Source organism: Paenibacillus sp. BC26, assembly GCF_900116125.1.
In the GTDB taxonomy this organism is placed as follows: Bacteria; Bacillota; Bacilli; order Paenibacillales; family Paenibacillaceae; genus Paenibacillus_Z; species Paenibacillus_Z lignilyticus.
This window is the reverse complement of the sequence record NZ_FPAD01000001.1, coordinates 49296-62596: the sequence shown is the minus strand read 5'-3', so window position 1 is coordinate 62596 and position 13301 is coordinate 49296. Positions and strand designations below refer to the sequence as shown.

The 13301-nt window shown below is 50.0% G+C and carries 9 protein-coding genes; 3 read left to right on the top strand and 6 right to left on the bottom strand.

Features of this window, described 5'->3' with window-relative positions:
* Nucleotides 1-54: 54 nt before the first annotated feature.
* From BM412_RS00365 to BM412_RS00355, 3 genes are all read right to left on the bottom strand, one after another.
* Entirely contained in the window at nucleotides 55-1695 is a 1641-nt protein-coding gene (locus BM412_RS00365; RefSeq protein WP_177245582.1) for an ABC transporter substrate-binding protein, read from the bottom strand.
* 69 nt (nucleotides 1696-1764) lie between these two features.
* Complete coding sequence (locus BM412_RS00360; RefSeq protein ID WP_091212336.1) at nucleotides 1765-2634, bottom strand: carbohydrate ABC transporter permease; 870 nt, start codon at nucleotides 2632-2634, stop codon at nucleotides 1765-1767.
* A 10-nt stretch (nucleotides 2635-2644) separates the two neighbouring features.
* Nucleotides 2645-3631 carry an ABC transporter permease gene (locus BM412_RS00355; RefSeq protein ID WP_091212333.1) on the bottom strand — a complete coding sequence of 329 codons (987 nt, stop codon included), beginning with the start codon at nucleotides 3629-3631 and terminating at the stop codon, nucleotides 2645-2647.
* Between the two features lie 300 nt (nucleotides 3632-3931).
* Here BM412_RS00355 and BM412_RS00350 point away from each other — a divergent pair, with 300 nt between their 5' ends.
* Together BM412_RS00350 and BM412_RS00345 are read left to right on the top strand one after the other, a co-directional pair.
* Entirely contained in the window at nucleotides 3932-6253 is a 2322-nt protein-coding gene (locus tag BM412_RS00350) for a helix-turn-helix domain-containing protein (RefSeq protein ID WP_091212332.1), read from the top strand.
* 133 nt (nucleotides 6254-6386) lie between these two features.
* Nucleotides 6387-7277: a LysR family transcriptional regulator gene (locus BM412_RS00345; protein ID WP_091212329.1), complete on the top strand. Its 891-nt coding sequence runs from the start codon at nucleotides 6387-6389 to the stop codon at nucleotides 7275-7277.
* Between the two features lie 69 nt (nucleotides 7278-7346).
* Here the strand turns inward: BM412_RS00345 and BM412_RS00340 are convergent, their stop codons facing one another.
* Together BM412_RS00340 and BM412_RS00335 are read right to left on the bottom strand one after the other, a co-directional pair.
* Nucleotides 7347-7886 (bottom strand): chromate transporter, encoded by a 540-nt coding sequence (locus BM412_RS00340; protein ID WP_091212327.1) that lies wholly within the window; start codon nucleotides 7884-7886, stop codon nucleotides 7347-7349.
* A 20-nt stretch (nucleotides 7887-7906) separates the two neighbouring features.
* Nucleotides 7907-8533 (bottom strand): chromate transporter, encoded by a 627-nt coding sequence (locus BM412_RS00335; RefSeq protein ID WP_256256047.1) that lies wholly within the window; start codon nucleotides 8531-8533, stop codon nucleotides 7907-7909.
* A gap of 156 nt (nucleotides 8534-8689) precedes the next feature.
* Between BM412_RS00335 and BM412_RS00330 the strand changes: the two genes are divergently transcribed.
* Entirely contained in the window at nucleotides 8690-9847 is a 1158-nt protein-coding gene (locus BM412_RS00330; RefSeq protein WP_091212322.1) for an ROK family protein, read from the top strand.
* A gap of 100 nt (nucleotides 9848-9947) precedes the next feature.
* Here the strand turns inward: BM412_RS00330 and BM412_RS00325 are convergent, their stop codons facing one another.
* Complete coding sequence (locus BM412_RS00325; protein WP_256256046.1) at nucleotides 9948-13295, bottom strand: tetratricopeptide repeat protein; 3348 nt, start codon at nucleotides 13293-13295, stop codon at nucleotides 9948-9950.
* Nucleotides 13296-13301: the final 6 nt, after the last annotated feature.

Genomic DNA, 13301 nt, shown 5'->3' with positions numbered 1-13301 from the left:
CATCGTTATAAGAAAGGGAACTTCCCGAGCGGAAGCTCCCTTTCTCCGTTTTCCTTATTTGTTAGCCGCTTTCCATTCGTCCAGCTGTTTCTGCTTCTCGGCGATGATTTTATCCGCTCCGGCGCCTTTAAGCTTATCGATGAATTTAGGCAAATATTTGTCCGGATCGACGGAGCCCGAAGACAACGCTTTGTACATTTCTTCGATGACCGCGTCGACGTTCGCTTTCTCAGACTTGACCGGGGTAAAGTCGAACACAAAGCCCAAAGCATTGGAAGGAGTCGCGTTTTTGTTCAGATTAATCCACAATTGATTGCCTTTGTCGTCTTTAACGGCTTCAGGCTTATCGGTCGACAGGTAATAGGCGTTCCCCATATAGCCGAACTCCCAACCGGCCCACAGGAGGTAGCCGCTGTCTTTCGCCAATTCAATTTGGTTGTCGCCGATTTTCGTGTAGTGCTTGCCTTCGACGCCCCAGTCCATAACGTTATAGATTTCTTTGTCGGTGTTCAGAAGATTAATGAACATCATCGCTCTTTCTTTGTTCTTGGACGTCACGGAAATGGCCGTATTGGTTGCAGCTGCTTTATCCGTCGTAAGCAACGGTTGCACGAATTTGAAATCGTAAGATTCGGCTGCCGGATTCTGAATAGACATCCTTCCGGCAGGCATGGATCCGTAGGCGTCTTGGAAATCGAGAGAATCCAGATCGATCTGACCGATCTGCAAGGCGACTTTGCCGGCCTTTAGGTCAGCGTTCGCGTCCCTCGTCGCTGCGTCTTTCATGATATAACCCTTTTTGAACCAATCGCGCATCAACGTGACGTACGATTTGAATTCCGGCGTATCGTACTGGTTGACGACCTTCATGCTGCCATCGTTCAAATAAATGTAACCCGGCGTTTTCGCATCGCCTAGCGCTTCCATCCCGAAGATCGGCGGCCCCATCAAGAAGGCGTCCTGCCAGCTCCATGGAATTTGATCGGGTTCGTTTTTCTTGATGGTGTCCAGAAACGGAGTCAGATCAGACAAGCTCTTAACGGACTTCCAATCAAGGTTATACTTGTCCGCGAGCGATTTTTTAATTTGGTAGCCGTATCCGGCGGTTGCTTGTTGGAAGTTCGGCACAGCGTACACTTCGCCTTTGACCGTGACCGCTTTCCAGAAAATATCCGGCACGACTGTTCTCAGATCCGGCGCATATTGATCGATGAGATCGTTCATAGGAACGAACGCGTTTTTGGCGACGTTCTGAAAATAGTTGTTGCTCCATGTGGCCGTAAAGGCAAGGTCGTACGGTTCGCCGGAAGCCATCATGACGTTCATTTTCTCCTCGTACGCTGCCCAATCGATAAGTTTCAGACGAATCGTTGCGTTAATCTTGGGCTTAACGAGGCGATTCAGTTCATCTTCTACCAATTGAATATCTTTCTGAGGCGTATTCGGGAAGTAATAAGTCAGCTCGACAGGCTCCAGCTCTTTAGCCGGTTCCGTCGTTGTGTTCTCGGAAGTCGTTGTGTTCTCGGAAGTCGACGCGGCATCCGAATCTGCCGGCGCCGCAGCATTTTCGCTTGTGTTCGTGCTAGCGCCTTGGTTCGTCGAATTACCGCCGTTGCTGCCGCATCCGGTAAGTACAATAGCGAGGGATACAAGCGACGTTAGAACTGTTCCTGCCACTTTCTTCTTAATCGTCATTGCTGATCTGACCTCCATTTTTTTATATGTTTTATGCTAAACGAGCGTATTGCCCGGCATAGCCATGCTTTAGGCTTTAACGGCGCCCAGCGTCAACCCTTTGACGAAATATCTCTGCAATAAGGGGTATGCCACTACGATAGGTCCTACTGCCATGATGCATGTGGCCATCCTGGCCGTCTCGCTCGGTATCGTGACTGCCATTTTCTCTCCGAACGCGGTTCCTTGCAAATATGCGATATTATTCATGATGGACTGAAGGAGGTACTGGAGCGAATACAGCCTGCCATCCTCAATGAAGAGGGCGCTCGTAAACCAATCATTCCAGAAAAACACCGCAGTCATAAGCCCGATGGTAGCGAATACAGGCGTCGATAAGGGGACGACCATCTTGATGAACGTGTTAAACTCGCCCGACCCGTCAATCCTAGCTGACTCTATGATCGAATCCGGAATCCCGATGAAGAAATTTCGCATGATGAGCACGTTTATCGAAGAGACGAGATACGGGACGAATAACACGAACAACGTGTTTTTGAGATGAAGGTACTTCGTGATTAGGATGTACCAGGGCACAAGTCCGCCGCTAAACAGCATGCAGAACACCACAAGAAAAGCGACGATATGCCGATACTTGACTTCTTTTCTCGAAAGTCCGTAAGCAAGCATGGACGAGAGGATAAGATGCAGAATCGTTCCCGCCAAAGTAGCGATCGTCGTGACCCCATACGCCTGCAAGATGGGCGATGAGCCGAATAGGATATATTCATAAGCTTGGAAGCTGAAATCCACCGGAAGAATGTGATAGCCGGTCCTAAAGATGGACTCTTCATCAGACAACGAGATGGAAAGAACGACAAGCAACGGAATGACGCACAAGGCGGAGTAGATCAGAAAAATCGTGTTCACGGATAATTTAAATAGAATGGGCTGCTTCATCTTTAGCCTCCTAGAACAAAGCGCTGTCGCGGTCGTATTTTCGAATGATCCAGTTCGACACGATAATGAGCACGAATCCGACGCAATTCTGATAGAATCCGATCGCGGAGGACATGCCGAAGTCGTTCATCCCTCGCAAAGCTCGATAGACGTAAGTGTCGATGACATTGGTTGCGCTGAACAAGATCCCCTGGTCCTTCGGAAGGGTATAGAACATTCCCCAATCCCCAAAAGCCGCATAGAAGATTTTCCCCGCCTGCAGAAGCACCAAAATAATCGTAATCGGAGTCAGCATAGGTACCGTAATTTTAAGGGCTTGCTGGAATCTGCTCGCACCATCGATCTTCGCGGCCTCATAATACTCGGGAGAGATTGTCGTAATGCCAGCGGCGAAGAAAACCGCGAAATACCCCACGTTTTTCCAAATATAAGCGAACGGTAAAATAAACCTCCAATATGACGGTTCAAAGTACCAATCGATCGGTTCCCCATGAAAGTAAACGATCATCTTATTAAGGATGCCGTTATCCGTGCTCAGAAACGCGTACAGTAAATAGCTGCCGACTACCCAGGATAAGAAGAAGGGCAGCAGGATCGCGCTTTTGTACGCGCCGGCAAAATGCCGATTGCCGATTTCGTTAAGCAGAATCGCGGCTACCAACCCGAGGCCAATCCCCGTTACGAGAAAAATCCCATTATAGAAGAGCGTGTTAAACGTCACTTGAAAAAAAGCGTCCGATTGGAAAAAAAACTTGAAATTGCTTAACCCGACCCACTTGCTGCCCCATATTCCTTTGATCGGATCGAATTCTTTAAACGCGATCACGGCTCCGAACATCGGGAGGTAGAAGAAAAGAAGGATAAACAGTAACCCCGGAAGCATCATGGCATAAATCGTTTTGTTTTTGACGAGTTCACCAATGACCGGCCATCGCTGTAGACTTAATCTATTGGTTTTTGTTTTTGGCGGCTGCAAGGCCTTCACAACTCTTTCCATCGCCATTTCTCCTCCGTTTCCATTTCGTAACCCGATCATAATTCTCGCCGCTGCTATTGAAAACAATGAATAATGATCAAATCAACGATTTTTCAATATGAGCCACACAGAAAAAAGAGGCGCCCAACGAAAATCGCTTCGTCCGCCGCATCAAATGCCGCCCGAACGAACTACGAAAAATGGGTTTTTCTCTAAATAAACAAGAAACGGAGGGAAATCGAAGCGTAAACCTGTTTCGACCAACCCGATTTTGATACAATTTAGAAAGCGTTTACTATAGGCAAAGGTGGCCCTGACTGCATGTACAAAAAATTACTTCTCACCTTCGTTGCCAGCATCACGTCGCTGATCTTGGTGCTATCCTCCTTGCTCTATTACAACTACAATTCGTCTATCGTAAGCACCGTAAAAGGGATGAATGAAAACCTCTTATCGAATATCAGCTACAGCTCCGTCTACATGGACACGATTTCGAAGAAGTTTTGCCAATCGCTGATGCTGAACAATGCCATAAAGGCTTTCGCTTATAGTAACGACAATCAAGACGAAGACTTCTTAAACATCCTGGGTGCCATTCGCACGTTGAAGGAATTCACGATCCCGAACACCTACATCCACTCGACCTACGTGTATAACCGCCAAATCGATACCGTTATCGATTCAAGCTCTTTCTATAACGCTTCGAATTTCTATGACAAGGAAATCATTCGACTCATTAACGACGCCGGGACGGTTGCGCCGCTTAGCTTGAACCCGATCCCGAGAATAATTCCGGTGCCGCGCGGCTCCGATACAAGAACCGCTAACGTTTACACGTATATATTGTTTGATAATAACGATTACAAAGGGAATTTCGACAGCGCCATCGTGTTAAACGTGGATGCGGAATGGCTCAGGCTGACCATCTCCTCGCTGAACAAGCTCGGCAACGAAATTATCGTTTTGGATGATCAAGGAGATATCGTCAGCCACTCTTCTTCCGATATGTTCATGAGAAACGTTTCGAATGAGGGCTACCTGCGAGAAGTGTTTACCGCTTCCGCGCAGACGGGAACCTACATCGATCGGATGAATCGGGAGAAACACGTCATCTCCTATGTTTCTTCCGACGTTCTGAAATGGAAATTCATTAGCCTGACGCCGTATGACACCGCATTTTCCGCCGCCAAGAAGAACGGCATTATCACCGTTATCTTTTGCTTGATCGTCTTACTGCTTGGCTTATTGTTCGCCGTACTCGCTTCCAAGAAGCTGTACAGGCCGATCGGAGCTCTTACGAAGGGCATCATCCAGAAGCTGGGGCCAGATAGCGCGCCTTCCAAAAACATGGACGAAATGGGCTACTTGTCCACGGCCTTCACGGGGATGATCGATAAAACGCAAGTACTGGAAAATATGAAGAGAAACACGACACCCGTCATTAAAAACGAATTTTTGAAAACCGTCGTAACCGGCCGCGCTCACTTACCGACCGACAAACTGATTGCCAAGCAGCAGGAGCTTCAAATCGATTTGGATTTCCGTAATCGCCTCTACTTGTTTATTCTGAAAATCGACTTCTATAAAGACTACGTCGATCGGCACAGCGATAAAGATCGTTCCCTCTACCAATACGCCATTACGAATATTGCGCGGGAAATTACGGGGGAGCGCTTCAGGAATGAAGTCGTCGAGACGGCGCATGATCAGTTCGCCGTTCTGGCGGACATCGGGGAAGCCCCTGACCAGCTGTCACAGCTGACGGATATCTTCCGAGGCATCGCCGGCAAAATCCAAGCGAGTGTCTTGGAGCTGCTGAACCTCTCGCTAACGGGAACGCTCGGTTTCGTCATCGAGTCGCCCGATCGCATTAAAAGCGCTTACGACGAAGCGTTCAACTTGTCTATGTATCGAATCAAGACGGGTCACAGCAGCATCATTTCACCGGAGACGCTGAAGGGAATGGATACAGGCTCCTTCATCTTCCCCGTGTCCAAAGAGAAGCAGCTTATCGATTCCCTGAAGCTCGGAAGCGGCGAAGCTGCCAAGGATCACTATCGCGAAATCATTAAGGCGATAGAGCATTCTTCCTACGATAATATCTTAACGTCGGTCATTTATTTGTTTTTCTCGATTTACAACTCTCTTAACCGGATCGTCGAAGGCTCGGAATCCAAATTCAACTCGATTTCGATCAGCTTCTTCAATAAAGTATCCGGATTCGAAACACTCGAAGAAATCGAGCGCACGTTCTTCGAATTAATCGACGAGATTATCGTACTGAAGGACAGCGCGAAGGACAGGAAGAAAAACGACATCGTGAATGCCGCCATCGACCATATACACGCCACCTTTGCAGACAAGAATCTCTCTTTGAACAGCTGCGCCGAATCGCTTTCCTTATCGTCCGTCTATCTCGGGAAACTGTTCAAGAACGCAACCGGCAGATCCGTGGCCGAATACATTACGATGGTCCGGATGGAGAAAATCAAAGAGTACCTCGAAAACAGAAAGGTGCCGATCAACGAAATTTTGGAGAGATGCGGCGTAGAGAAATCGAACTACTTCTACACCAGCTTCAAAAAATATTTCGGCGTCTCGCTTACCGAATACAGACTGAAAAACGTGAATAACGATCGTTGATCGGCTTAAATTGATCTAAGTATAGGGATAATGAGAAATAATGTATAATACTTAAACTGTTATCTGACATAGATCAGAAGCTATCAAATGTTAGACATATATATGGATGATCAATCGTAGGGGGATTTCACAGTTGGAGCTGCTTCAATTGCAATACTTTGTAATAACGGCCAAACTAGAACAGATGACCAAAGCAGCGGAGATTTTACAAATCGCCCAGCCCTCACTGAGCCGAACAATCTCCAGACTGGAAGAGCATTTCGGCGTCCCCTTATTCGACCGGCAAGGCCGCACGATTCGATTAAATGCTTATGGAAGGGTGCTTCTAAAGCGGGTCGAACATGTCTTTCAGGAGCTGGAGGAAGCCGAGCGGGAAATCCGGGACATGTCCGGGGTCGACCGGGGAATCATTACGATTGCGGTTTCCCTTACGAATCTCTTGCCGGAAATGCTTGGCGCATTCTTGCAGCTGCATCCGAATGTGAGATTTCGTCAAATTGTAGAGCCAACGGACGTCATGAACCGAATGCTCGAAAACGGAGCAATCGATATGTGTCTCACGTTTGCGCAGATTGAAGGTGCTGCTATCGAGCAGGAACTGCTGCGAACGGAAGAAATCCATCTATTCGTGCCGGACCATCATCCTTTAATAGGACGTGAAAGTGTCTCGTTAAATGAATTGGAACAGGAAACGTTCATTGGATTACATACCGGGTATTGGTTCAGGAATCTGACAGATCGCTTGTGTATGAATGCTGCCGGCTTTACGCCTAAGACGACGATTGAGGTAGATGATGTGGATGCGGTGCTGCTGCTGTTGAAAAAAGGACATGGCATTGCTTTCGCTCCTGATCTGGCTTGGCGAACAAGAATGGACCTGACACCGAACAGGATAAAAATAACGGATCTCGGCGGCAGTATGTCTCTGCGCCTTGCTTGGTCCGGAAAGCATTATTTGTCCGCTGCAGCTCAGAAGTTTCGTGAGTTTGTACTCGACTATTTCAAAGACCTGGATTGGCAATAGAACCGGCTTTATCTTCGGAAAACAAAAAAATCGGGCAATCGCCCGAAAGAAATAGCTGCGCGCAGCAAGTCAAAACAAAATAATGCCCGCGACCCCGGATGACAATATCACGGTGACGGGATGCAATTTGTAGCGAATCACGCCAAGCAGCGCGCCTGCGCAGATAATCAGCGTCGCCGCCGTCTGCCAAGTCAGCAGGGACGTCTGGTGCGACATGAATCCGAAGTGCAAGGCCGAATACGCAATGATGCCGGTAATGACCGGGCGAAGTCCATAGAGCGACGATTTCACAATACGGTTATCGAATAACCGGTACCATACCGTGACCATAAGCACGATGATAAGCAGTGATGGCAGCACAATTCCTATGGTAGCCGCGATCGCGCCGGGGAGGCCGAATGCGTCGTAACCGATCAGCGTGGCCGCGTTCGTCGCGATCGGTCCCGGCGCCGTGCCTGCAACGGAGACAAGCTCCCGGAACTGCCCCGCCGCGAGCCAGCCATGTGCGTTCGTTTCTTTCTCCATAAACGAGATGACGGAATATCCGCCGCCGAACGAAACCACCCCGATTTTCATAAAAACGAAAAATAATTCCAACAGGGATGCCATCTGCGAATCCCCTCCGTCACTTAAATATAGTATTCCGGATAAGCAAGCCCTTGCGTCGTCTTCGCTTCATCCTTCTTCGTGTTTGCTTGAAAGCCCAGCTTCTTCTTAGTCATCACGACGACGATCCCGACAACGATTCCGCCCAGCATGACAACGATCTGGTTGATCGAAGTAAACAGCAGCAGCAACAGAGCCGCAGCTGAGACCAGCTTCGTCGTGCGGTCGAACAAGGCGGTCTTCGCCATCTTGTAAGCTGCCAGCATAATTAAGGCGATGACCGCCCCATGAATCCCCTTGAGCGCCGCGGCCACCTTCACTTGATGCTCGAATAGTGAATAGCACATGCTTAACACACAGACGATGACGAACGTCGGCATCGTAATTCCTGCAACGGCCGCAACAGCGCCGGGAATTCCTCCTACGCGATAGCCGATATAAGCTGCGGCATTGATACCGACGCCCCCCGGGGCCGATCCTGCGATCGTAATGACATGGCCCATCTCGGATTGTGCCAACCAGCCTCGCTTCGTGATCACTTCCTTCTCGATGACCGGTATCATGGCGTATCCGCCACCGAACGTGGAAGGACCTATTTGGAAAAACACCCCGAACACCCGGAATAGGAGCAGCAATTTGTCTTTTATCATCATGAAACCTCCCGAAACCGTATCGACTTTCTATATTATACACACTTTTTTTCATTTTGGAATAAAGTTATTCGGAGATGAGTTGTATCTCTCTTTCACATGGGCTAAGATTGCTTTAATAAAGTATAAATTCAATAGGATAAGTTGGGATAATAGATGGAAGCACCGCACGCCAAGCTGGAGACCAAAAAAAAGCTCTATCAACATATCGCCAATCAAGGCATCGTCTCGAAGATCGATCTGCTTGCTTCTTTCACGATCACGACCAGCACGATGAATCGACTGCTGGAGGATCTTCTCGCGGACGGTCTTATTCAAGAATCCGGACGAGGTTCTTCTACAGGCGGCAGGAAACCGATCTTATTTGAAATCAACCCTCATTATGGCTATATTATCGGACTTGAAATATCACGATTCTATTCCTCCCTCGGCCTATTCGATATGCAGCTGAACGCCAAGTCGCTGGTAAGGTGGCGCATGGACGAAGACATGACTCCGGGCAGGTTCGTCGCGCATGTCGCTCAACAAATCCGGGCGCTGTTGAAGGACCACGATCTCACGCAAGACCGGATCATCAGCATCGGCATCGGCGCGGTAGGTCCGCTTGACCGCGCGCGCAACATGATCTTGAAGCCGCTTCACTTCCGTGCCCAAGGCTGGTCTGATGTCCCCATCTGCCAACTGATCGAAGAGGCATGCGGAATTCCGGCTATTCTTGATAACGGCGCCAATACGGCGCTCATCGGGGAGCACTGGGCGCTGCGTCAAGAGCAGCCGCAGCATATGCTCTACGTGCACGCGGGCGTCAGTCTGCGTTCGGCCATGATGTCCCAAGGACGCATCATTCACGGTTCGGTCGACATGGAAGGGTCTATCGGTCAAATGATCATTCAGAAGGATGGCCCACGTTTGCAGGATACAGGGAATTACGGCGCACTGGAGGCTTTCGTCTCCGTCCTCGCGCTTGAGAAGCAAGCGCAGACCCGCGACAATCTAAGGGGAGCCAACTATGATTCGCTGCTGAGGGAATTATCGCGGAACAATCCGGTTGTGCAGGGGCTATTCCTGGAAGCAGCCGGAAATCTCGGGATCGGATTAGCGAATCTCATTAATTCGTTTCACCCGGAAACCATTATTCTCGGCGGAGTTTTGATCAGCTCGCATGAGAGCTTCTACTCCACAGCCATCGAAACCGCCATCGCCAATACGTACTATTATCCGGAATATACGCCTGTTTTCTCCAAGGGGGCGTTGAAGGAAGATGCCGTCGCAGCAGGCGCGGCGCTGATGGCAAGAGAGCATTTCACATTTTGACGGCAGTTGAAAGGTACTATTAATCCATGAATCCAAGAACGAAAAAGTCCTGACAAATCAAGGGTTTCTTGATTTGCAGGACTTTTTTTAGGGATGTGGTTTAAACGTTCGTTTTAGTAGGAAGGGAATGAAGATAAGCACCGATATGATTCACGTCAAGTCGCAGAACTGCAGCAAGCTCTTCGGCTGCTTCCTTGCCGCTTCCGAGTCCCAACAAGCCCAGCCCTCGCATATACCGGCAGTGAATTTCGTTCCTGACGTTCAGATCATCCTCGAAGACGAGAAAATCCGGCAGCGATATCGCAAAATAATCGATTTTGACGTCGTCGAACACATGCTTCTCCGCGTAATCGATCAGCTTGTAAAACCGTCTTTTGGCTTCCTTGCCATTACCGAGCTTCAGCCAAGCCAAGCCTTGATAATAGATCATATCTGGCGGCTGATCGTTGTAAAACATCGCGCTCGCCGGTTCCTCGAGTCCAACCGATGCGGCATGGAAGGCAGTTTGGGCTTCTTCCGTTTGACCCGACGCCGCATAAGCACATCCCAGATAATAGTAAACATTGTTTTCCTGCGCTCCCGTGAGTTTGCCTTCGCCGAGGTTCTCGGGATAGAAGAGTGCTTTATTCAGCCAAACAATCGCTTCGTCATAGTTCTCTGCGGACAAGCATGCTTTTGCCAATTCTACGTGAGAGAGCACGTATTGACCTGTCGCTTTCCCTTCCCCGCCTTCCCACGGATGGAACTGACGCGCTGCGAGAAGTTCAACTGCGCTCTGGTGGCGGCCAAGGCGATTGTGAAGCGTGACATACTCCAAGTAGAGATCGTCTCTGCGTTGCACGAGATGTACGTGCGCGGATAACCGAGCGAGTCGGTCTTCCGGAGAGATGCCGATTTTTTTATACAACTGATCCAGTTCATAGAAGACCCTTGCATCATCTGGATTGCAAGCAAAAGCCCGTTCCAATGCTTGGCGGGCCTTATCCTTGTCGCCGAGCTTGTTGTAGTAAGCAAGCGCCAAGTTCCGGCTCACGGTCGGGAAGGAAGAATCCATCGACAGAGACGTCTCCCAATGAGCAACCGCTTTGTCAGCGACTTTCTTATCGTAGTACAAGTTGCCCAAGTAATAGTGCGCTTTGGCGTCTCGCTGCCCATTGCTCGCAGCGAATGTTAACACCGTTAGATCGAACAACGTGTTCGGGAAACAATAGTCCGGGGATGCCGTTCCTCCGGCTTGCAGATGCTTGAGCGACAGTTCAGGTTGCCCCACTCGGCCATACAAATAGCCAAGCGTGTAATGAATCATCGGATACGTGTTGTCCGAGCTGCTGTCTGCTATCATATTCAATACTTCAATAGCCTCGGCATATAGCCCTGCGTCGGCATAGTCAGCAGCTAATGACAGGTGGTTATGTGCGTCGGCTCTCAACAAGAAGAGGAACTCCTCATACACCGCTTCCGCTTTCTCGATATCCCCTGCCATTTCCAAGGCCAGTCTCAGTTCGTTGTACGCACCGAAGTCAGCGATGTCGAGTCGGAGCGTTTCGCTGCCGAACGTAATCGCTTCCTCCGGCCGACCCAGCTTACGAAGCAGCGCCGTCTTCAAATTTCTCGCTTTGTAATTACGCGAGTTACGGACGAGCGAACGTTCGACCAGCTCCAATGCTTCGGACAGCCGTCCTCGTTCGGTCGCGATTTGCGCTAAGGAAAAGTAGCCGCTGTCTTGCCAGGCTGCCGACCACACGGATTTGTAAAAGGCCGCGAACGCTTCTTCTTGCCTTCCTTGAAGCTTTAACGAAACGCCCAACTGATAATAAGCTTCGCCGTCATAAGGATTCGGATTGCGCCACGTTAAACTCTTAACCGCTGCGCGGAAGTGACGCTCGCTTTCTTCCAACAGTCCTTTGCGGAGCAGCTGCGTTCCGTATGCCACATTGATACGGATATCGCCGGGATCCCGCTTCAGTCCCTCAAGGTAATAGGCTTCCGGCTCGAAAGTCGCATGCCGGTATTGCTCCAGATGAAGCCCTGCCAAGTAGAGCTGCTCGTTTGTCATCAGCTCCTGCGGCTCCGGCAAAGGCTTCGCCGCTTCGGGCATTTCTTCGATTTGCGGCTTCTTAGGCGTGTAGCTCACGAGCGGCACACCGGATCCATCCTTCACCGACAACGTTAGCTCATGCGCCTTAACGCCCGAAGCCAGACGAACTTCGGCTTGAAAGCCTTGCAGCGGAGTGAGCGTTACTTTCTCGCAGTAATAAGCTTGACCATTGCCCGAAAGCTCCACAGTAGCGCCTTCCACTAAGGATGTCGCGTAGACGTATAGGGCAGCCGCGGCAAGGTTCTCGTCGACTTCCAAGTTTACCGCGGCTTCGGTCGTCGCATTCTTGACGACACCGATATCTTTGTACGGCATGAAGTATTGCTTAAAGGACTTCTCTTCGTAAGGCTGCAGCCACGTAAAGTCGGGTTGATTGTCGGTGTAAACGCCGGTCATCAGCTCGATGTAGGGTCCATCCTCATCGGTCAAATTGCGGTCCCACGCTTGCCCGAACTCCCCGTTCCCCCACGTCCATTGTTTTTTGCCCGGCGAAATATGATGATTCGCGACGTGCAGCAAGCCCGCTTTCAGGGCGTGATCGTAGCCTCCAACGAAGTTGTAGTCGGATTTGTATGCCATGTAAGAGGTTGGGACAGGAATGTTCTTGTAACGGGAGATGTCGACGCCCTCGGAATAGTCCATTTTGTAATAGGTGCCGGTAGCGATTGGAAATTTGGATACGTCGCGTTTGCCATGGTCATATACGGCGTTCACGTCCGGCGGAAAAACCGATTGCGTATGATCGTTGACCGCAACCGCGGGATTGGCCCACCACAGGAACGTTTGCGGCTCCGGCGTACGATTGTAGAGCTGTGCCGCTATTTCCAGATAAGCTTTGTCCGGATAAAGCGTGAAGCCCGCCGTCACTTTCGTCCCGTACATGCGGTCGATCTCGCTCACCCATACGGTGGCGCTGCCGTCTTCGTTTTCCTCCAGACGGTATTCAACCGGACCGTATGTGTTCGGGCGGTGGTGCTGCGGCCAGTTGAACTCGATGCCTCCCGAAATCCACGGTCCTGCCAAACCGACGAGCGCCGGCTTGATCACCTGGTTATAGTAAACGAAGTCGTAATTGTTCGTGCGATCGACCGCGCGATAGATCCGGCCGCCAAGCTCCGGCATGATTTCGATGCGCAAATAATCGTTTTCCAAGATGACGACGCGATAGGGATGCGGCTTTTTCTCGTCCTCGATTTTATCGATAACGGGATGGGGGTACACTTTGCCGGAACTGCCCTGATATACGCGCTTTTCCAGAAACATTGGATTTTTGTCGGGTTTCCCTACAGCGTACGTAGGTATGTCGACGATCTCTTCCCAGACGCGGGAACGTCCCCTAAGTTGAGTCAATTGCAG

Excerpts from the sequence above, each read along its gene's own strand:
- BM412_RS00340 (WP_091212327.1), bottom strand. The coding sequence starts at position 7,886 with ATGGCATCCCTGTTGGAATTATTTTTCGTTTTTATGAAAATCGGGGTG.
- BM412_RS00355 (WP_091212333.1), bottom strand. The coding sequence starts at position 3,631 with ATGGAAAGAGTTGTGAAGGCCTTGCAGCCGCCAAAAACAAAAACCAAT.
- BM412_RS00365 (WP_177245582.1), bottom strand. The coding sequence starts at position 1,695 with ATGACGATTAAGAAGAAAGTGGCAGGAACAGTTCTAACGTCGCTTGTA.
- BM412_RS00350 (WP_091212332.1), top strand. The coding sequence starts at position 3,932 with ATGTACAAAAAATTACTTCTCACCTTCGTTGCCAGCATCACGTCGCTG.
- BM412_RS00335 (WP_256256047.1), bottom strand. The coding sequence starts at position 8,533 with ATGATAAAAGACAAATTGCTGCTCCTATTCCGGGTGTTCGGGGTGTTT.
- BM412_RS00360 (WP_091212336.1), bottom strand. The coding sequence starts at position 2,634 with ATGAAGCAGCCCATTCTATTTAAATTATCCGTGAACACGATTTTTCTG.
- BM412_RS00330 (WP_091212322.1), top strand. The coding sequence starts at position 8,690 with ATGGAAGCACCGCACGCCAAGCTGGAGACCAAAAAAAAGCTCTATCAA.